This is a genomic window from Sphingobacterium sp. GVS05A, assembly GCF_019969845.1.
Classification (GTDB): Bacteria; Bacteroidota; Bacteroidia; order Sphingobacteriales; family Sphingobacteriaceae; genus Sphingobacterium.
The window spans coordinates 543,365-565,209 of sequence record NZ_JAHXYR010000004.1; the positions used below are offsets into that span (position 1 = coordinate 543,365).

The window sequence follows — 21,845 nt, forward strand, 5'->3', positions numbered from 1 at the left end:
AGTTATAAATCTGCTTGTCAAATAGTATCAAGAAAACTTTTCTTGCTACACATAATCGATAAATAAATATGAAATTGATTTTTATTATTCTTTTTTCCATAAGCCTTGTTTACGGGCAGTCCGATAAAAATCTGACTGTCGGCTATGGAGATCGGTACGACAGCTTGCCTAAAATAAATTTCAAGACCGCGGCAGCAGAAAACTATGAAAAGGCATTCAGCGCTAATACCGTCGTCGATATCAGGCCTGCAGTTGAAAAGAAAAATTTTGTGATTCCAACAGGAAAAGGTAAGTTAAAATTTAAAAAGTATGATTCCTCAGCAGGCCAAGGGGATGGATTCCGGGGTTGGGAGTATAACGGCTATTTTCCACAGCTGAAAATGCATATTTTGGTAAGCCATTCTGTTGCCGAAAGTTTAGGTTTTAGCGATTTGGTTTTGTTGGATAGCATCGAGGGTAGCCAGCATAGGATTGCTTCGGTAGGTGATGGTGCTGTTGAAATTCCTATTCCATCTCCTGACGCACGGTTTCTGGCATATTACTACAATGAGGTGTATGCACCTAATAGCTGTTTTATAGGAATTCTTGACGTGCGAAAAGGAACTCCATTTCGGATTCGTCTTTCCGAATGCAGTAGTTTTCAAACCGAAAACTGGGCGGTGGAAAATATCAGATGGATCGACCAGAATACCATAATTGTAAAAGCTTATACACTTAAAAAGCTAGGTAATGAGAGAAGCAAGCAGTTTACTTATTACATTGCTGAGTTAAACAATAAGATAAATATCAAGTAAAGTACCATTCATTGTGGACGTTCTGGATTTTAAAATAACTTTATCATGTGGAAAAATATTACGCTTACTATACTCGCGCTAATGGCTTTAAGCTGTAGAAACGAAAGAGAACAAAAAAACCGAACTGATCCACAACATACAGTTATCACTGGGGACGAAAAGAAAGATACTGCAGGAGTTCTACTGACTGAAAATAAGAATATGCAGCTAGGAGGTAGCGATAGCGTGGACCTATCCGCTGTACACAATACGAATGAATCTAACACAATTATAAAAATAAAATTCAATGAACTTGTAGTAGTCATTAATGGCATGACCATTTTTGATGCAGAAAAAATGGAACGGATTCAAAAAGATACTGCTGAGATCGAAGCTGAAGTTGGAGAAACCATTGAAGGACGTACCATATCCATTTCGAGCGAGCAACTTATCGGTTTGAACATTGAGCAACGCTATGAAACGAGTGTAACCATTATGAATGAAGGGCCTCACTGTGACCTCATTGAGTGGAAACATTTTAATTCCAACTGGAAGTCGTTAAAACAAAATTCAAACGGGCAATTTGTAGGTGATAAATACACCGAAGAGGATTATAATACCTTTCCCGAAGTCTCGATGGATGAGTTGAAACAAACAGTAAAAGAGCAGTGTGGAGAGGATTGGTTTAAACTTTTGGAAAAAACAAATTCTCCACGTGAATATCCTTGTGCCATAAGTATAAGTCGATATTTCTTACGAATCGTAGGTAAGCGGAAAGACAATGGACAAAAAGTAACCAAATTAATTATTATTAAAACCCCGATGGGATGTTAATGGTCGAATGAACCATTTTATTTTTGCCGTTATTTTCCGAAAATCACACTTTCCCAATCTTAAACAATATCCCCATAACTATTGTAAAAATGGTCTTCGCAACTGCTGTAGTCTTTGGGTTACCAAATTGCATAATAAGTATCAATAGAAAACGTAAACGCTAAAGTATGTCTGAACGCCTAAAGCATCTTGTTTCGCCGCTTTTTATTTTTTTTCTTGTTCTATTAATTATCAATGATTTTTTTCTGAAAGCGGTATTCCATAATACGTTTACCGGAAAACTATCTGATTTCAGTGGACTTTTTATTTTCCCTATTTTCTGGTCCGCTATCTTCCCTAAACAAAAATTAACGGTTTTTATATCCACAGCAGTCTTATTTGTCTTTTGGAAAAGTGAATATTCCTCGGTTATCATACAATTTATGAAGCCCTACTTTGGTATTGGAAGAACCGTGGATCTTTCGGATCTGATCGCATTACCCATGATATTGTTGGCATGGTTTTACACAAAAAGGAGGGCACAACAGTCCGTCAATCCAGTCTTAATGACGCGATTGAGCACATATTTTAGCGCAGCTGTCGCAATTTTCTCTTTTTGTGCTACCAGCCAGCAAAGATATATCCAATCTTTTGATCAGCCGCAGTATGTACTGTTAAAAGACCCGACAATCCAGCATCTTAATTTCGATGATGAATTCGAATTTTATAATAGAGATTCCTTACTTGTTGTCAAAATAAATTATCGATCTACCAGTAGGCCTGAGCGGAACGATGACTACAATAAGAATCAATCGGTCAAAACTCTTGATCTTGCCGTTTTACATCGTTTAGCAGATAGTGCTAGCCTGGTTTCGCCCGGAAAAATAACTTTGCTCACAGTCAATACTGAAGAGGGGAGTGATTCTTTAAGATTTAATGGTGGGCGACTTGATGGACGGTTCATCAGGACAAAAGGAGGTAAGACTATCATTGAAGGATTTTATAAGATGGGATTGGAAGACTCCACCTGGATAATCAGGGACACGATCAGTGCCGATAAGGTCATAAAGACATTTGTTAATGGAGAAACAATCAATATCAAACACTATAACCATGATAAACTCCAATCCTCTTCAAATATCAACACCCGTTCTGACACCATTTTTAATATCTATTTGCAGTTAGTAATTCTGGTCCTATGTCTGGCGGGGATATGTTATTTATTATATAGAAATTATCGCAGGGCCATCCCGGATCATTTTAAGCTCAAATTACTTTGGAGATTGCTGTTGTGCTTTATTTCACCGCTCGTCGTCTGGCTGTTTTATGTCGGGATCATGTTATTGCTTATGAATTATAGTCAAGATATTTTCGAGACTTTAGCGACAATTATCTTTATTTTTATCACAGTTTGCCCATTGATGTTTGTCATAGTTTTTTTGATAAAGATCAGAAGGCCAATAGATATTCTCTGGTACAGTCTCTTGTTCGCTCTAGCAGCCAGTATCTGGGCAACGTACCTCACACTTGGAGCGCTTTCACAATGAAATGATAAACTCACCTCTGTTGAAATCCTAAAAACCACGAATAATAATCTAAAGGAAATGATTACCATTGCTTCGGATAAATGTAAGTATCTCGAAAAGTTTATAGCTATCCTTGGTCCAGCGTCTTAGGTGTATTGGGCGATGATATCCTTGTCACAAAATCGTGATTCCTGATAAAAGTAAAAAAGACTACTTGTTTAGTAGTATTTATCAGTAAGATGTTTTATATTTGTGATCAAATCGTTTATCAATTGGCGTTGGCAGCGATACAACCTAACAAAAACAAAGTTCAAATGAAACCACAAAGATCAACCTTTTCCGTCATTCACAACATGAAAAACATTCGATTTAACCTTACTCCATTTCGAATGCGCTATTGCGCTTAAATTTTTTCTTCTAGACTTTTTTAATTGATAGTAAAGGATAGTGATTCTCTTATTATCAATCATGCCACAAGTAGCATCATCCTACTTGTCAGTATTCACTTATTAAACTAATTCATCCCTATGAAAAAATACGAAGTATTTTTCCAGTGCTCGCTATTGCTTTTTTTTCTGTGGAGCAGTATTCTTTTTGCTTCTGCCCAGGAGGGCTCAGTGCCCAAAGTGTTTCAAAATGAATCCGCCGGGCAAAACTTGGAGAAAAATTATTATTTTCCGGCAGGAAGCCGTTTTGTGGCAAACATCCCCACGCCAAGTCAATTTTTCAATCATCAAATCGGTCATAGTCATATCCGTTATGACCAGATTGTTGATTATTTTAAGATACTTGAGCAACGTTCCGGCCGGATAAAGATAGATACGATTGGTCGTACCTGGGAAGGGAGACCGCTGATCGTGCTGAAAGCTTCTTCACCCGACAACATCCGCAATAGTGAACAAATTCGTCAACAGCATATCGAAACGATTAACAAAGCAAAAGAGAACCGGATCGTATCTAATGAAGCACAGCCCGCATTGGTATTTTTGGGTTTTAGTGTGCACGGTAACGAAACCTCAGCTGCCGAAGCATCTATTTTAACCGCTTATTACCTAGCAGCTGCCGAAGACCCAGCTGTTGCGACCTCACTTGCAAAGGGAATATTTTTTATAGACCCAGTCCGTAATCCAGATGGTTATGATCGTTATGTCAATTGGGTCAATGCTAATGCAGCATTTCCACCAAACGGAAGCCCTCTGGATAGAGAGCACAACGAAGTTTGGCCCGGAGGCCGAACAAATCACTATTGGTTTGACTTAAACCGCGATTGGATCAATCAGGTAAATCCCGAAAGTAAGGCGCGTGTCAGCTACTTTCAACATTGGCTGCCGCATTTTCAAGGCGACTTCCATGAGATGGGAGCAGGATCTTCCTTCTTCTTCGAACCCACAAAGACCGATGCTCAAGAATCTCCCTTAGTCCCTAAAAGTACATATCAGCTAAATCAGAAATTTGCTACTTATTATGCGAAGGCATTGGATGAAATAGGATCTTTTTATTTCACCAAAGAACAATTTGATAATATTAATCCAACCTATGGATCTACTTATCCTGATCATGTCGGAAGCCTAGGAATCCTCTTTGAGCAAGCAAGTCCACGGGGCCTCTTTCAAAAAACAAGCAATGGTGATCTAACTTACCCCTTTGCTATTCGAAACCACTTCAGAATAGCCTTGGCGAGTATTACAGCATCTATTGATCATCGTACGACACTTTTGGAAAATCAACTGAGATTCTTCCAGTCCGCGTTCGAATTGGCCCAAAAAGATCCAGTTAAAGGTTACTTGGTGGATCTAAAGTATAATAATAACACTGCGGCACATTTCAAAGAACTTCTTGCCAGGCATCAAATTCGCTACCTAACGAACAATCGTGACCGTAAGGTAGATGGTAAAGATTTTGAGAAAGGAACTTCCATCATTATTCCGACAGCGCAGGCAAACTATCGGCTGGTCAAAGTCATCTTTGACGAAACCAAAACATATGTGGACAGCGTTTTTTATGATGGTTCGGGCAATTCCATTGCTTACCTCTATGGCTTCTCTTATGCTAGTCTAAAACAAGGGGTAGACAACGGAGAAACTGATCAGAGTTCTGTTACTAATCCACCCGCTATTGCCCTGACAAGGAGCAATTATGCTTATCTCGTAGACTGGCGGCAGGAGGGAGCAGCTTGGTTGTTATCCCAATTGCTACAGCGCGGCATCCTTGTTAAGTCCGCTAGCAGTCCCTTTGAACTATCTGATCAGGGCAGGACAATAGGGTTTGATTATGGAAGTCTGCTGATTCCCATACAAGGTCAGCCCATCTCAGCAGATGAATTATTTGATCTCTTGCAGAAATTGAATAAAAGAGGAAATATAACGATTGCATCCGCTTCCACGGGATACAGCGGAAAGGGAATAGATCTCGGAAGTAGTGGATTTAAAAGCCTCGCACCTCAAAATGCATTGCTTTTAACCGGAAATGGGATTAGCGCTTATGAGGCCGGAGAAGTGTGGTATACATTTGAGCGCCAATTGGAACAGCCGATCTTACGGTTAAATCTTGATCAATTTGGTCGTGTAAACCTTGAGGAATATCAAGTACTTGTATTGGCTAGCGGCGAGTACACCGGATTGAGTTCGGCTGCTATTGAGCGTATCCGTGCTTGGGTAAAAAATGGGGGAACATTAATTGCCTTTGGACGTACTGGACAATGGCTTGCAGGACAAAAGATTGCTTCTTTTCAATTTCTTGACAGAAGGAGCGATAGTGTAGTGCCGAAAGAGGAAAAACCAACGAAAACAAAGGAACGTTTTGATTATGCTTCGGCCCAAGGTCGGGAAGGAACAAAACGTATTGGTGGAACCTATTTTAACACTGAAATTGACAGAACCCATCCCATCGGTTATGGTTACACCCATAAAACAAAGCCTGTTTACCGCAACCACACTCTTTTTGTTGAGCTAGGTGACCAGGCCTATAATAATGTTGCAATTTATAGCAAGTCTCCCTTATTAAATGGATACGCATCGGCCGAAAACCAAAAGAACATCACAGGTACAGCCAGCATTATCGTAGAAAATAGTGGGAATGGACGTATTGTATATTTTGTTGACGATCCCTTATTCCGAGGTATTTCCTTTGGCAATGCACGCAGCTTTTTTAATGCGGTCTTGCTCGGACAGGTTCTTCAATCTGGGATAAGAAGATAAACAATTACAAACTAACAACGAATAAAATAGGATAAAACTATGATTTATTCAATGGAGAATGAGGAGTTCATAAATATAGCTGAAAAGCAAAATATCCATGAATAATCCTACCGGAAAATGAATATATCAGGCAGTTTTATTAGAAAAAGCAAACTGGGCATAGTGATTTCATTTATACCAGTGAAAATAAACACTCCTAAATAATTTAAATAGATGAAAAATAAACTGACATTATTTACTGTTTCGATGCTGTTTCTTGCCACACAGGCATCGGCCCAAAAAGTTGCAGCGCTACGTTTAACTGGAAAAATAGAAGGATTGAAAGAAGGTAAAATATATCTTCAACAATACGATAATAAAGTATTTAAGACGATTGATTCAGCCTCAGTCCACAACGGTCGATTTAGTTTCGGGACTCAAGTGCAGTTACCCGAACTCTATGGTCTGAAATTGAAAGAAGAAGGTTATCCCGTCCAACTTTTCTTGGAGGATGCGCCAATTGAAGTGCTCATCCAGTCTGGAGAAAATGGCGATCATGCTACTGTGAGAGGGTCAAAAGCTCAAGATTATTTTGAGCGCGCAAATAAAGAGCAACGTAAGTATACTGCTAAGCAGTTTATTGAAGCGGATCCCAAATCTATTGTCGCTGCGTATGCATTGTTCCGTAACTATTCCTATAATCTGTCGCCGGATGAGCTTGAAGAGCATACAAAATTGCTGGATACCTCATTGCAACAAACACAATATGTGCGCATCTTGAAAGATTTAATCTTAAAACAGCGAGCCGTATTGCCGGGGAATAAAGCCTTAGATTTTGTGTCTACTGGTCCCGATGGAAATAAAGTAAGATTCAGTGAGCATCTTGGTAAAGGATACGTATTGCTTGATTTTTGGGCAGCCTGGTGTGGTCCTTGCCGTCGGGAGAATCCCAATATTGTTGCGGCTTTCCAGAAATATAAAAACCATGGATTTAGCGTATTTGGCGTATCACTGGATAAGAAAAAAGCAGATTGGCTAAAAGCCATTAAGGACGATGGATTGGATTGGACTCAGGTTTCTGATCTTTCGTTCTGGGATACCGAAGCTGCAGCTCTGTATGGTGTCCGTTTTATCCCGAGCAACCTACTTATCGACGAGCATGGTATTATCGTGGCCCGAAACATTAAAGGCGATGCGCTATTGCAGAAATTAAAGGAAATCTACGGCGAGTAAAGAACAAACAAAAACATCAAACAGAAAAACAATGAGAAAATCAAGCTTGTTTTATTTGCTTCTTTCATTAGCTGGCAGTGGGGCCGTGGTACCTTCCTTCGCACAGGAGCAAACAAAATCTATTATAAATGCTGTACTCAGTGGTGTTGTGCAGGACGCTGCCACTGGAAAGCCTCTTTCTGGTGCAACCTTAAGTCTAAAGGATGTAACCCATCATGTAAGTACCGATAAATTTGGGAGATTTCAATTTGTAACCGGACAGAAATTACCCTTTACAGTGACCATTTCCTTTGTGGGGTATACAAGTCAGACCTTGGTCATAGATCATTCTCCAGTGGTTATTGAACTTGAGCCTGTGGATCATACACTTGAGGAGACCGTCGTCGTAGGTTATACTACGGCTAAAAAATCAAGTTATACAGGATCCGTAGCGACGGTAAGTGGCAAAGAATTAGATAATCTACAGATTACGACGATTGGGAAAGCATTGCAAGGGACGGTGCCTGGGCTACAGTCCATTGCCGCAGCAGGTCAGCCTGGGAGTGATGCCGAGTTATTTGTCAGGGGTGTAGGGTCTGTAAACGCGTCAACAGCACCGCTTTATGTCGTAGATGGTACCCCCGGGGCCAATCCCAATAGCCTCAATCCAAAAGATATCCTTTCTATTTCGGTCTTAAAAGATGCGACAGCAAGTGCACTATACGGTTCACGTGGTGCAAATGGCGTCATCGTGATCACAACAAAATCCGGTGAACTGAACAGTAAGACTGCCGTTAACTTTTCGGCGAATTACGGTTATACAGGGAGGGCAGTGAAAGATTATGAATACCTATCCCAGCAGGAATATTATGAATTGCAATGGGAAGCAATCCGCAATACGCAGCTCGATCAAGGGAAATCCGCCGGCGATGCTGCCCAGTACGCTACAGATTATTTGGTCGATGGTGCGCTTAAAGTAAACATCTTTGGGACTAACTATCCAAAACCCGTAGGGCTCGATGGAAAGCTGGTTGCAGGAGCAACATCGCTCTGGAACGATAACTGGGGAGAAGCAATTGCCCGAAGGGGGGTACGCCAGCAATATGACCTTAGTTTGAGTGGTGGCGGCGCAAGTACTCGTTATTATCTTTCTGCCGGTTACCTCAATGAACAAGGCTGGATTCGCACGGCTGATTTCAAGCGGTATAATTTCCGAACAAATATACAATCAAAGGTGAACAACTGGTTTGAAGTTGGTGGGAATGTTGCCTTGTCATCAGGCTTTCAACGTGCGCCTACGCAGAGCGATAGCAATACCGGCAACTTCGCTAACTTTCAGCGTTTAGTGTCCGATCTGTATCCCGTCTATCAGCGCAATCCTGATGGGAGCTATGTGCTGGATGAACAGGGCAATAAGATCTGGGATTATGGGTTATGGCGCCCAACCACAGCTGCGAGTGGTTCAAATATTTTAGGTAGCGCTGAAAATGCAATTTCCGGTACCAACAATGAATCAGTTTTGTTGGGGACCAATATCAAAATATCATTTGCGGACAATTTATTCCTGAAGACCTCGGCCAATATCGACTACCGAAACACGAGTTCACATACCTATTCGCATTCGTACTATAGTACCGGTGTCCTTACAGATGGAGCGGGATCCGCAAGCCGAAGTTCGAGCCGTACACTCAACTATACGGTCAATAGCTTTCTGAACTATGCGACTACATTTGGTAATAAACATAGCATTAGTGCGCTGGTCGGTCCCGAAATCTATGTAGAGGGAGCTTCTTCACTATCAGGTAACCGCACGGGCTTCCAGGTGCTTGGTAAAACGGAACCATCCGCAGGGACACTGAGCGGTGTTTTTAACGGGACTTCTTCCGATTATAAGCTCGCAAGCTGGCTGGGACAGGTAAATTATGATTATCTGGATCGCTACCATTTTTCTACAAGCTACCGTAGAGACGGTTCATCCCGCTTCAGTAAGCAATCACGTTGGGGTAACTTCTGGTCTGTCGGTGCGGCCTGGAACGTGAAAAAAGAATCCTTCCTGAAAGAAATCAGTACGATTAACAACCTGAATCTACGGGCGAGTTATGGAGCTCAGGGAAATGATAAAGTTGGTAACTATGCTTATGGTGGATTCTATTCCATTTATAACAGTTTGGACAATCTGGGGCTTTTACCCTCTGATTTACCTACACCAGACTTAAAATGGGAAACAAATCTTAATCTCAACATCGGCGCTGATATCGCTTTATTTAACAATCGGTTGGTAGCACAGATTGATGTCTATGACCGGAAGTCAAAAGACCTGCTTTTCCAAAAGCCACTTTCACCGTCTACAGGTTATAGCGGGATCGATGCCAATATTGGCTCATTGAGCAACCGTGGAATTGATGGGCAGATTACAGGGGTACCTATTCGAAACAAAGATTTCAGATGGTCTATTACAGCAAATGTGGGGCACTATAAAAATAAAATCACCAAACTACCACAAAAAGAAATTCTCACTGGATCCATTGGACAGTATGGTAACACGAAAAAAATGGTTGAAGGTGGTTCCATCTATGATTTTTATATCAAGGAATGGGCCGGAGTAGATCCGGAGACCGGCAAGGCAACCTGGTATAAGGATGTAAAAGATGCAACAGGAAATATAACTGGGCGCACGACGACAACGAATCAAAATGAAGCATCATTTTATTTTGAAGGAAGTTCATTGCCAGATCTTTATGGCGGTGTTAGTAACAACTTTAGTTACAAAGGAATAGATTTGTCTTTCTTGTTTTCCTATAGTCTAGGAGGAAAAATCTTTGATGGTGATCAACCCATGATTATGCATGTGGGTTCAGCACCGGGGCGAAGCTGGTCCAAGGAGGCCCTCAATAGATGGACACCCGAAAATAGAGATACCGATTTCCCCCGATTGTCTTACGTGACTGATTCTTGGAATAGTATTCCCTCCACACGTTTTCTACGCAGTGCAAGCTATGGACGCCTAAAGAATTTGAGCTTAAGCTATACTATTCCGCGTAATCTAGTGTCAAAATGGTCTCTTTCCGATGTCCGGATACGTTTTGTAGGTGAAAATCTATTGACGTTCTATGGAACTCAGGGCCTGGACCCAGAGCAAACGGTAGGTGGAGTTACCTACTATCGCTACCCGGCACAGAAGTCATACGCTCTGGTCCTCAATGTTTCCTTTTAACACACATATTTGATTTATTATGAAATTAAAATATATCACGATCATTTTTCCTTTATTGGTACTCTCATCCTGCCGTGACAGTTTCTTCGAGACTGCTCCTGCAACCCAGATTACGACTCCCGAGGTATTTTCTTCTGAGAATAATATTGATGCCTTTATTAACGGATCAATCCGCTTTTTGATGGAAAATAGCACCTCTCAAGACAATCCTGGACTCCCGACCATATTCCTCACACATGAAGTGATGGGAGAGGACGCTATTGCACGTGACGGTCGTTATGGTTTTCGGGACTCATATCCCTATAAAGATCCTTTTGACAACACCACCCGCCGGGCACTTTTCTTTTGGACCTTGCAATATAAATCTATCGACCATGCCAATAATCTGATAGCCAATGTGAAAATTGACGATAACAGTAAAGAAAGCTTAAAACACCTCAAGGGGCAAGCCTATGCCTTGAGGGGATTGAATTATCTCAATCTCGTACGTCAGTACCAGTTTACCTATGTGAAAGACCCAAATGTCAAGGCAATACCGATTTATACCGAACCGACGACACCAACGACGGTTCCCAAACCACTGGCTACAGTAAAGGAAGTTTATGAGCAGGTTATTTCCGATTTGAAAGAAGCCGAAAAATTATTGGCGGGTTTCAAGCGGAAAGTGAAGAACAGACTCGACCTCAATGTCGTTTATGGTCTACTGGCTAGAACATATTTGACACAGGAAAATTGGGCGCAAGCACGTGATTATGCAGCAAAAGCACGTGTCGGTTATCCGATTATGACGGCAGAGCAGTACAAGGAAGGATTTAATGATGTCAGCAATCCGGAGTGGATCTGGGGACACCCACAGACCGCGACCCAAAATTTGGGTGGAGCTTCTTTCTTAGCCTATATTGAGACAACTCCCTACGCAACAGATGCCAAAGGTGTAAATCTATATTTTGGTTATAATAGCATTATTCCTGACCCCAATTTTATCAGCTTATTTACAGCTGCTGATGTGCGTAAATCGCTTTTTGAGATTGCAAAGCAACCTGCTGAGGCGATCTATCGTTCTTATCGTTACCGTAAGTTTAGAAATAAGCACCCTAACCGTGATGGACATATCGTTTTAATGCGATCATCGGAACAGCTGCTTATCGAAGCCGAGAGTAGAGCTCACCTGGACGATGTAAAAGGCGCTATAGACCTCCTGAACGAATTAAGACGTAAACGGACTTTGCAAGATCTCGATGTCGCAAATTTTGATAAAGCAAAGGCGGTACAGGAAGTTTTATTGGAGCGCCGTAAAGAATTATGGGGTGAGGGTTTCCGTCTTTACGATATTCTTCGGACGCAGACGGCGCCTGTACGTCGCGAGGCTAATGAGACCTTTGTGGATGATGCTGGAAAGACAGTAGCAGTAATGGGACATTATATTCTCAAGTTTCCAGATGGATCTAACTTATCTCCAAATAGCAAATATTTTTTATTTCCAATACCTCTAAACGAACTGAATAATAACCCAAATTTGTAAAACTAATCAATGGTCAGTTGCTTATAGGAGTTCCTAAAAGGCCACTTAGAAAAACACTAAGTGGCCTTTTATTTAAATGCTTTATTTTAAAAGAAGCTAGCTATCAAATCAGGGAATGAACCAGCTGTTGGTCATTTGTTCCATTTATTGATGAAGACGAATTTCTTCGGCTTAATGAATAAGCTAGCAAGCGAGATTTAGCTTATTCTTTTTTTAATAGGAGTGCTATATCCTGTTTTGCGAGAACGTGACCTTTATTGACAATATTACTTCTTAGATAAAGAAAACATTGGTCATTATGGTCGAGTTTACCAATAGTCAGTTTTACCGATTTTATATCGAGCGTGTTAATTTCCGATGGATCCATCTTATCGGGGTCTGCAATTAGTTGTCCGTCTTTCCTAATTTCTTCAAAATCCCAGGAGTATCCCTTCCATGGTCCCGCAACTAGCGTTGTGTTTTTGCTGTCCATGATGCGTTGACTTTTGTATTTCAAGGGTATACTGTCGATCATGATTGTATAGTCCTTAAGGTGAATTGTGAGCTCCTTTAAATAATGAGGAAAGTCTTCGGGCTCGAAATAAATGCTGTTGTCTTTGTGAATGATCTTAAGCTTTACGATCCCTATTTTGTCTATTTTTGCCGATTGTGAAACTTGTATAAATACCGCGTACTCCTGTTCGCTAATGCCTAGATTTTTGTGATATGGCATAAGTTCGCCAGGTTTTAATCCGCTCATTGTTTTTAGAAACCAATCTTGGTTCTGTTGAATGGCAAGTTTCATTTTTTTGAGAATTTCCGACTCAGCGGCATTCAAAGGAGGGGATCCCAACACCTCTACAATATAGTTGCCCTCAGGAAGTAATGTGTCAACGAATTTAAGTGCCATTACCGTGCTGTCTGTTTTAGTCCTCTCTTGAGCAAATCCATTCACGGAAAATAGTAGGGTAGTTATGGAGGCGATGAAAGAAAGATATCTACGGAGAAATGTCATGTTGAACTTGAGCTTTTGTAAACGTTATAGGCGTTTAAGTTACAGCTTAATTCCGATAAATAAGAAGCTGAAAAGGAATCACATAATAGGAAATGGCAAAGAGAACTTGCTGAAAGTACATTTAACAATTTGATAATACCTGATTATTAACTTTGCAGAACAGCTTAATTAGATTAAGAACGTGAATTATATTATTATCGTAGGGGCAACCCAAGCCTTAATGGCTTTGGGAATTTTATTGAAGGACAAAAAAAATAATGGACAGCATGATAATATCCTTTCTTATTTATTAGCCTCCATTTTTTTGCACCTGGCAATCAGTTTTGCATTGAACGTCTTTTGGCCCAATTCAAAAATCCATCAGCAATTCAATACATTTATCGCATTGGCATATCCCGGTTTGTTATGGTGTTATATACGTTTTCTCGAACATAAGGGAAAGTCCATCGATATTCTTTTGGCGATGTTTCCATCGATAGGTGCATCTATTGGTTATTTTTGGATTGCTGCCTATGTGATCAACCATTCTGGCGAATTACCACCATTCATCAAACGGTACAATTCAATATCTGGTTATGCATATACAATATTATATATCGTGTACCCGTTAAAAATTTTGGCTAAGACACATACGATACCGACATTTTGGAAACTTGAAAAACGTATGGTTAGACTGGCCGCTTCCCTGTTCCTGTTTGTTGGACTCGCATTTTTAATCATCAGCATCTGGACTCGACTATCTGATATATCCGTCTATTTTAATCTTATCCATCTGTGGCTCCGTCTGATTATCTATTCTATATTAGCGGTTATCTGCATATCTATTATTTATGTCAAAGTAAGCTCCTTCCTATATGTTCATTTATATCAGCAGGAGCAAGCAAAGCCGCATATTCTTGACCATCAGCATGAAAATCGGTTGGACAGCTCGATGGGGAAATCCCGATACCCATCTGCTGAGGAAAATGAAAGGAATGCCGGTATAGACTATGTAGGTATTTTGGAGAAGGTAGAAAATCTGATGTCCCAGCATAAAGTCTTCTTAGATCCAAGTCTCACATTAGATATTCTTGCTACAAAGGCCGATGTATCACGTCACCATCTTTCCGAAACGTTAAATCAGTACCAGGAAAAGTCCTTTTATCAGTATGTTAATGAGTATCGAATTAAGGAGGTTATTACACTAATGGATCTGTACAAAAGCAAAGGAGAGACCATCAATATACTTGCGATGGCATTTCAGGCTGGATTCCATTCCAAATCCTCGTTTAATCAATATTTCAAAAAGGTTCAGGGCTGCACACCTTCGGCCTATCTCAAAGCAAAACCACATTATAACCTAGTGAATACCTAAGTGAATATTCTTGTCCATCGGGCTGGAAAAGCGGGTATTAATTAATCCTAAAAGCGGTGTTTCCACGTCGCGATCAGCGTATCAATTTATCGGTAACCTAATCTTAATGCAAAGTTAATGTTTGTAAATGTCATTAAATGAGTGTTTTGTGGTGTTTGGTGCTAATTGATCGTACTTCTTTATCGAGAAAGACGACAGGCATCTCATGAAATATCAATTTCGTAGCAAATAACAAAAATTGATTACATGATATGAAAAGAACATTACTCTTTTTGATTTCGTTGATGCCCTTCTTTTTACAGGCACAACAAATTACAGGGACTGTCACTTCAATGACCGACGAGGTATTGCCTGGCGCTACAATACAAGTGGGGAAGTTGACTGCACAAACCAATCTCGATGGCAAGTTTACACTGATTTTAAAAGAAAAGGGGCCTGTTCGACTTGCTATTTTATACACCGGTTATCAAGCATTCGCGTTAGATACACTTGTTTCAGGTGAGGGAGTTCATTTGGGAATAATCAAATTGCAGCCATCCAATAATAGCCTAGGTGAGGTTGTTGTCGTCGGTTCTTCAGCTGGTTCTCAGCTCAAGGCATTAAACATCAAAAAAACGGCAAATGCCATTATGGAAGTATTGGCGGCGGATGCTATTGGTAAATTGCCCGATCGCAATGCTGCCGAAGCGGTACAACGCATTCAAGGGGTTTCCATTGAACGAGATCAAGGGGAGGGGCGATATGTTTCCGTACGTGGCACACCCATTCAGTGGAGTGCATCTTTGTTAAATGGGAACCGGCTTCCTTCCGCTAGTCTTGACTATGCAGATCGACGGATTCAGATGGATATTTTCCCCTCAGAGATGATTCAATATGTGCAGCTATCAAAAGCAATCACTCCGGATATGGAAGGAGATGCGATCGGAGGGTCGATCAATTTTATTACCAAAGCAGCTCCCTTAAAACGTACACTCCATATCAATGCGGCTGGCGGCTATAACGGACAATCTCAGCGCGGATCATACAACAGTTCAATCCTCTTTGGCGACCGTGTTGCGCAGGGAAAGTTGGGTTATATTCTTTCGGCAGTAATCTGGGACCGAACAGCTGCCCAGGACCGATATAACCTAAACTATGATTTTTCGAACAGTAACGCTACGCAGGCTTTTTCCATTACAGATCTACAATTGCGGGATTATATTGCACGCCGGCGTACATTGGGATTTAATGGTGGACTTGAATATGCATTCAATGAAAGGCACAAAATCATGGCTAAGGGACTCTATAGCGAATATATGGACGCTCAGCGTGTCCGTGAGAATTATTTCTATTTTAATACCAAAACAGCGACCATAACAACCAGAGCCGCAGATTACCATACAAGCCTTTACTCTGGAGAGCTTAGCGGGCAGTCGAGTTTTTCAGAACGATTTGGATTGGATTGGGCACTGAGCATGGATAAGTCCGCTTTTAAATTTAAGGACCCCGATTACTATCCAATGGCAACCTTTTCCCAAAAGGTTGATTATGATGGCTTGGCTCCAGATGGAAAGAAATACCTCGCGATGGATTCACCAGATGGAACAGGGGACTATATTGACCATATCCTACCTCATCTTGCTTCCACTACAGCGATTAGCGCAGAAGTCATGAAATTAACACAGGTTGTCAATATCAGGAGCAAAAATCAAGAACGCAACAAGCGTGTTGGAGTCAACTTGAAATATACACCTAGCAATTCGTTGATCGTTAAATTTGGTGGAAAGTTTATCCACAAGGATAAGCAGGTAGAAAACCCCTATAGTATTTATGTGGCCGGTATCTCTGGAGCTGCTCCAACATTAGCCAGCCTAGGTACTGAACCCTATCCCTATCGGGGTGGTTTTTTGACCGAAATAGGATCGCCCTACAACAATGTGCTTATTGATCAGGTAGCTATGGCATCAGTGAGGCAACTTGCATCACCGGAGGGTATTGCCGAAAACAAGTTGTACCCATTCCGCGTCGATTCAGCGGGCAATGCATCAGGCGCTGCCAACTACTACAGTGGAAAGGAAAACGTATACGCAATTTATGGTTCTGCAGAATTTAAATTGTCAGAGCGGCTCACCATTATAGGAGGAATACGAAACGAGTATAACAAAGTTACTTTTTCAGGCAACAAAGTATCCACGCTCGCAGACAAATCGACAAAAGTAGAAGCAATCAATCAGGACAACAGCTATAATGCTTTTCTACCGATGTTGCATGTAAAGATCAATGCGACAAAGAATGATATTATTCGGCTGGCATTTACGCGAAGTTTCACACGTCCCGATTTTGGTAGCCTCAATCCGGGTACGACACAGGACGATATCAACCGTGTCATCACCCGAGGTAATCCAAAATTGAAACCCACTTTCGCCAGCAACTTTGATTTCATGACCGAACATTACTTTGGCGGCATAGGTATGTTTTCGGCAGGGGCATTTTACAAAAAGCTTTCCAACCTGATCTATTCCAATCAATCTACACAAGATATTGATGGTATTTTATTCAATGTAAATGAGCCCGAGAATCTCCAAAACGCCTGGCTGTTAGGCTTTGAAGCCGGCATATCCAAGCGATTTACAGAGCTGCCAGGAATATGTAAAGGATTTGGAGTAGACGCCAACTACACCTATACAGACTCAAAAGCGAAAGTTCCGCGCTTTGACAAAGGAAAATTGATAGAAGATGAAAGTGTGATTCCTAAGCAGGCAAAACACTTGTTCAATGTCTCCTTGATCTATGAGAATAGCAAGTTTATGGCACGTATTGCCGGCAACTATAAAGGTAAATATCTTGATGCCATTCGTCAGGTCGCTGGACCCGAACATTACCGTTGGTATTCAAGCAATTTTTCGGTAGACTTTTCTTCTTCCTATAGTATCAACTCGAAATTCAGATTATTCGCCGAGTTAAATAACATTACTGGAGCCCCGGTGCGCTACTATCATGGTGTATACGATCGTGCCGAACAAGCAGAATGGTATTCTGTCCGTGGTCAAGTGGGGATCAGTGCAAAACTTTTTTAAAATATAACAAATATGGAATTCAAACAGATTATCCTAACAACGTTGTCCACCCTGGTACTAGGTACTGGAGTTATTCGTGCTCAACAATCCGAGCTGCCACAGCTAAATACACTAAAGATCAATCAGATTCAGGTGCTTGGTACGCATAATAGTTATGCTAGGCCTGTCGATCCACGTCTTGCCGCCTATGCTGACCCTATTTTTGCAAAAATGATGGAAAAGATGACCACATTAATCCCCGCGGACAAGCTTGCGTCATTTAAGGAGTTTCATCCAAATCCGATGACGATGAGCGAAGGGTTGAAATACGATCACCCATCTTTTGATGTACAGCTCGACAGTGGTATCCGGAGTTTAGAAATGGATGTTTATTATGATCCTACAGGACATCGTTTCAATAAGCCCGCTGGGTACGAGGTATTAAATAGCATGGGTGTTTCGGATCTGGCGCCCTATCAAAAGGAAGATTTGGAAAAGCCAGGTTTCAAGATGCTCCATATTGCAGATTTTGATTTTCGATCGCATTATGCTACTTTCCGAGGTGGCTTGAAAGCGTTAAGAAATTGGTCCGACAGACATCCCGGTCATCTTCCGATCTTTATTATGGTCGAAGCAAAGGACAAAGGCATACCAATCTTTCCAAATAGCGCTGAGGTTCTTCCATTTGACGAGAAGGCATTCGATCTGCTGGATGCCGAAGTTATCGAAATATTGGGAAAAGACAAGCTTATTACCCCAGATGATGTACGTGGACAGTATACAACGTTACGTGAGGCAGTGCGTTCTGGCAACTGGCCTACCATTAAAACATCCCGTGGAAAATTTGTTTTCTTGTTACTTCCTGCGACTGCTGGGATGAACCTGGAATCTGCTTATGTTAAAGACAGGCCCAATCTTGAAAAACGTATCATGTTTGTGCAGTCGGAACCCAATGATAGTTTTGCATCCTTTATCCTGTTGGACAATGCGCTAGTTCGTCAAAATGAAATTCAAAATCTTGTAAAACAAGGTTTTATTGTTCGTAGCCGTTCAGATATCGAAACATACGAAGCAAAGATCAATGACTATACGAGGGCAGATGCGGCTTTTAATAGCGGAGCCCAGATTATATCCACCGATTTTTTTAGACCAGGTAATGGTTACCATACGTCCTATTATGTGAAGTTGCCTCATGGCAACCCCGCTCGTTCAAATCCTATCAATGGAAGAAGGTGAAGCGTAGATGCGCAGAAACAATAAAAATAAAGAATAAAATTGTACCGTTTCAATAGCGAAGCGGTACAATTTTTATTTGAAACTTTTAAAACTCTAGTAAGCAATGATACTAGGGGACTAAAAGCGAAAAGTGGCTGTTAGAAAGGATGCACGTGGTGGAATGGACACTGTCGCATAGGGTGACTGTTTTTGAACAGCGAGCGTATATTGCTCTTTGGTAAAGCTGTTATTGCCTTCCAATGTTTCCAATATACCTCCTGGTCTTACCCAGCTCATTACACCATATGTATTTAATAAGTTATTGATATTGAGACTTAGTTTTACGCTTTTGCTGAGGTCATAACCCGCTCCAAGGTCAAATTGAGAAAAGGCGGGCAAGGTGAATGTGTTGACCACATTAGCTTGCCTTTTTCCAAGGTAGGACCAGGTGATAAAAGTATAGAATTTTCCATTAAGATAGGTGGGCGTGAGATTGAAAATAGCGCGAGCATTATTATCTGTTTCGTTGCCTGAGTAGGAAATCTTAGTATCATCTTCAGGTCCAGGATTATTGGCTACCCATGACTCGAGGTTAACTATTTTAGAACGTTGAAGAGTAGCTATACTACGTATGTTAAAGTGCTTGTCGATCTTCCATTCAGCTTCGATTTCCACACCTATCGTTCTATATTTTCCGTATAACATCTCAGGTGTATAGAATCCGCCGCCGCTGGCTTGCAGAAATTGCCCGTTGGGTACACCGCTAAGAACACTATAGAACGGTGTAACAAAGATGTTGAGCGTTTTTGTTTTAGCTTTTAATCCAACTTCTATTTGTCTAGTCGTACGTTCTTGGGGGTGTAGCAGTCCTATTGTTTCAGGTCTATTGGTAGCGAAGTAAACATCTAGGTCTGGTGCTTTTTTACCTTGAGAATAACGCCCATAGAGTGCAATATTGGTATTGAAGGTATAGTTTAATGCACCGGAAAAAGAAACAGTATGAAGAGTCTTATCATAATCTACCCTTGTTATTTTGTCAACAGTATTGTTGTCGTAAAACGTCTTGGGATTTCCATCTGTACCTCCCTGTAGTCCAGTTTTCATATAGATACGTTCGTTATATCCTTTGATATTTACATTTTCATAACGGAGACCCCAGTCAAACGTCAACTGTGGATTTATATACCAGGTATGGCCAAAAAATAAGGCCGCCTGATTTTGTTTGGCATTGAATGTTAGCGAGGCACCATTGTCGCCATATGCTTGCGCGATACCGTCACTGTTACTTATTTGATGTAAGCCCGTCGTGCCGGCGAGTGTCGCACCGGTAAACTCGAGTGAAATCAGCTGTGGCCTATTTTCAATTGTGCTAAGCGCAATACCATCTATACCTGAATAACGTCTTACATTTGAATAGCCATAATAACCCCCCAGTGTAAAATTCATCTTATCTGTAACCTTTTGAAAAGAAAACTGATCAACAAATTCCTTGACGTTATTTTTATATGCACCAAAAGTGGTCATAAATATGGAATTGGGCAGAAGGTCCTGTCCAGGCAGTTCATTCTTGTTAACTGTGTAGACTGGTAATCCATTTGAACCTAGCGTTGAAGTAACCTGCATAAGTTCGGTTCCTGTTTTGCCATTTTTGAAAGAATAGGAACCGATGCCCAAACCCTGTTGTCCGGTCATTAAAAAATAGCTTGTCATGTCCGTTGTACTCATTGCTGTGACAGCACCAGGTGTGTTATAGAGAATATCATTGCTTGAATAACGTGCCGCATTATTAAGGGTCCAGCCCGCACCCAATTGTTGTTCCCAATTGACACCACCTGAACGATATTTACTTTTGACTAGATTCTTTGGGTTAAAAGAAATAGAACCACCATATCTAAAATCCTGCGAGGTATAATCAACTGCTGGCATCAACACCGTAGCGTTAATGTCAAAACCTTGGGCCGGTCTTGGTTTGTCGAAATCTTTTGTCGGAATAAACTGGACATAACCATTTTTGTCGTTCAAGTATTTCGCGAAAAACTTAAGTGTACCTCTTTTCAGTTTCTTGACTACATTCGCCTTGACCTGACCGCCATTATTCATGGGATATCCAGGATATCTGCCGCTTTCATCATATCTGTAGAAACCACCAATATTATAAAACCAGTTATTTTTCAATGGCCCACCAATATTCAGATCGACACGGGCATAACTCCGTCCATCGATCCCGACTAGACCATATTTTGTTCTCAGTTCACCCTCGAAACGATCCGTTCCAGTTTTGGATACGTAATTAAAAACGCCTCCGGGAGCATTGGCTGCGGTAATAGAAGCAGTTCCCCCACGAACAGCTTCCAATCGATATAAGGTTGCATCAGGACGGAGGAAAAAATCAGGACCATAATTGAAATATGTCGTGTTGGTTACCGGTAAACCATCTTCTTGCATGGAAACATATTCGTAACCAAAACTACCATCTTGTGTCCCAACGGTGATGCCTCTGCTGGCCACGCTATTGCGTATTTCGCCTAGTGACGAATTAACAAACACCCCAGGTACATTTTTCAAGAGATCGGCAGCACTCAATGGGACTACCCGTTCTATTTGTCCGGCATCTAGTGTACTGATCGCAACGGACGCGTCCATACGCTTGCGTTTGTCAAAAGTTCCCGTCACAAACACTTCATCCATCTTGTTGTTTTCGGATGTAAGTATCACTGTTGTATTTTGCCCAGGACTTGCCTGTTGCTCTTTGTTGAGATAACCGATGGAGGAAACTTGTAGTATAACAGACCTACTCGTTACCCCTGCTATCTGGAATGCCCCCAGATGATCACTCACAGTTCCCAAATTGCTGTTTTTAACTTTGATGGTAGCTCCCTGTATCGGTTGTCCACCAGTATCTTCTATTTTCCCTGAGAGGATATTTGACTGTCCAAAACAGAAAGTAAAGGCGCAGGTCAAAAATAAGATGAGAAGATAATTTTTGTAATTTATTGATTGTGTTTTCATAG

12 protein-coding genes are annotated in these 21,845 nt (G+C 41.2%); 10 read left to right on the plus strand and 2 right to left on the minus strand.

Annotated elements, in window-relative coordinates; genetic code table 11:
- Positions 1–68: 68 nt before the first annotated feature.
- From LC454_RS12850 to LC454_RS12880, 7 genes are all read left to right on the plus strand, one after another.
- Entirely contained in the window at positions 69–794 is a 726-nt protein-coding gene (locus LC454_RS12850) for a hypothetical protein (RefSeq protein ID WP_223582888.1), read from the plus strand.
- A 45-nt stretch (positions 795–839) separates the two neighbouring features.
- On the plus strand, positions 840–1,607 hold the full coding sequence (locus LC454_RS12855) for a hypothetical protein (protein ID WP_223582889.1): 768 nt from the start codon (positions 840–842) through the stop codon (positions 1,605–1,607).
- 167 nt (positions 1,608–1,774) lie between these two features.
- Positions 1,775–3,133, plus strand: coding sequence for a hypothetical protein (locus LC454_RS12860; RefSeq protein ID WP_223582890.1), 1,359 nt, complete (start codon positions 1,775–1,777; stop codon positions 3,131–3,133).
- Between the two features lie 506 nt (positions 3,134–3,639).
- Complete coding sequence (locus tag LC454_RS12865) at positions 3,640–6,309, plus strand: M14 family metallopeptidase (RefSeq protein WP_223582891.1); 2,670 nt, start codon at positions 3,640–3,642, stop codon at positions 6,307–6,309.
- 213 nt (positions 6,310–6,522) lie between these two features.
- A complete protein-coding gene (locus LC454_RS12870; protein WP_223582892.1) occupies positions 6,523–7,521 on the plus strand; it encodes a TlpA disulfide reductase family protein in 999 nt (332 codons plus the stop codon).
- 31 nt (positions 7,522–7,552) lie between these two features.
- The gene (locus tag LC454_RS12875; protein WP_223582893.1) at positions 7,553–10,714 is read left to right on the plus strand and encodes a SusC/RagA family TonB-linked outer membrane protein; all 3,162 of its coding nucleotides are present in this window, start codon (positions 7,553–7,555) and stop codon (positions 10,712–10,714) included.
- A gap of 19 nt (positions 10,715–10,733) precedes the next feature.
- Complete coding sequence (locus tag LC454_RS12880; RefSeq protein WP_223582894.1) at positions 10,734–12,236, plus strand: RagB/SusD family nutrient uptake outer membrane protein; 1,503 nt, start codon at positions 10,734–10,736, stop codon at positions 12,234–12,236.
- 202 nt (positions 12,237–12,438) lie between these two features.
- Here LC454_RS12880 and LC454_RS12885 read toward each other — a convergent pair whose 3' ends face one another.
- Positions 12,439–13,125, minus strand: coding sequence for a hypothetical protein (locus LC454_RS12885; RefSeq protein WP_223582895.1), 687 nt, complete (start codon positions 13,123–13,125; stop codon positions 12,439–12,441).
- A gap of 286 nt (positions 13,126–13,411) precedes the next feature.
- Between LC454_RS12885 and LC454_RS26535 the strand changes: the two genes are divergently transcribed.
- The 3 genes from LC454_RS26535 (at position 13,412) to LC454_RS12900 (ending at position 18,855) form a co-directional block, all read left to right on the plus strand.
- The gene (locus LC454_RS26535) at positions 13,412–14,584 is read left to right on the plus strand and encodes an AraC family transcriptional regulator (RefSeq protein ID WP_223582896.1); all 1,173 of its coding nucleotides are present in this window, start codon (positions 13,412–13,414) and stop codon (positions 14,582–14,584) included.
- Positions 14,585–14,835: 251 nt separating this feature from the next.
- On the plus strand, positions 14,836–17,640 hold the full coding sequence (locus LC454_RS12895) for a TonB-dependent receptor (protein WP_223582897.1): 2,805 nt from the start codon (positions 14,836–14,838) through the stop codon (positions 17,638–17,640).
- Positions 17,641–17,652: 12 nt separating this feature from the next.
- On the plus strand, positions 17,653–18,855 hold the full coding sequence (locus LC454_RS12900) for a Ca2+-dependent phosphoinositide-specific phospholipase C (protein ID WP_223582898.1): 1,203 nt from the start codon (positions 17,653–17,655) through the stop codon (positions 18,853–18,855).
- Positions 18,856–18,972: 117 nt separating this feature from the next.
- Here the strand turns inward: LC454_RS12900 and LC454_RS12905 are convergent, their stop codons facing one another.
- On the minus strand, positions 18,973–21,843 hold the full coding sequence (locus LC454_RS12905) for a TonB-dependent receptor (protein WP_223582899.1): 2,871 nt from the start codon (positions 21,841–21,843) through the stop codon (positions 18,973–18,975).
- Positions 21,844–21,845: the final 2 nt, after the last annotated feature.

Excerpts from the sequence above, each read along its gene's own strand:
- LC454_RS12895 (WP_223582897.1), top strand. The coding sequence starts at position 14,836 with ATGAAAAGAACATTACTCTTTTTGATTTCGTTGATGCCCTTCTTTTTA.
- LC454_RS12875 (WP_223582893.1), top strand. The coding sequence starts at position 7,553 with ATGAGAAAATCAAGCTTGTTTTATTTGCTTCTTTCATTAGCTGGCAGT.
- LC454_RS12885 (WP_223582895.1), bottom strand. The coding sequence starts at position 13,125 with ATGGCACTTAAATTCGTTGACACATTACTTCCTGAGGGCAACTATATT.
- LC454_RS12905 (WP_223582899.1), bottom strand. The coding sequence starts at position 21,843 with ATGAAAACACAATCAATAAATTACAAAAATTATCTTCTCATCTTATTT.
- LC454_RS12900 (WP_223582898.1), top strand. The coding sequence starts at position 17,653 with ATGGAATTCAAACAGATTATCCTAACAACGTTGTCCACCCTGGTACTA.
- LC454_RS12860 (WP_223582890.1), top strand. The coding sequence starts at position 1,775 with ATGTCTGAACGCCTAAAGCATCTTGTTTCGCCGCTTTTTATTTTTTTT.
- LC454_RS12865 (WP_223582891.1), top strand. The coding sequence starts at position 3,640 with ATGAAAAAATACGAAGTATTTTTCCAGTGCTCGCTATTGCTTTTTTTT.
- LC454_RS12880 (WP_223582894.1), top strand. The coding sequence starts at position 10,734 with ATGAAATTAAAATATATCACGATCATTTTTCCTTTATTGGTACTCTCA.
- LC454_RS12870 (WP_223582892.1), top strand. The coding sequence starts at position 6,523 with ATGAAAAATAAACTGACATTATTTACTGTTTCGATGCTGTTTCTTGCC.
- LC454_RS12855 (WP_223582889.1), top strand. The coding sequence starts at position 840 with ATGTGGAAAAATATTACGCTTACTATACTCGCGCTAATGGCTTTAAGC.
- LC454_RS12850 (WP_223582888.1), top strand. The coding sequence starts at position 69 with ATGAAATTGATTTTTATTATTCTTTTTTCCATAAGCCTTGTTTACGGG.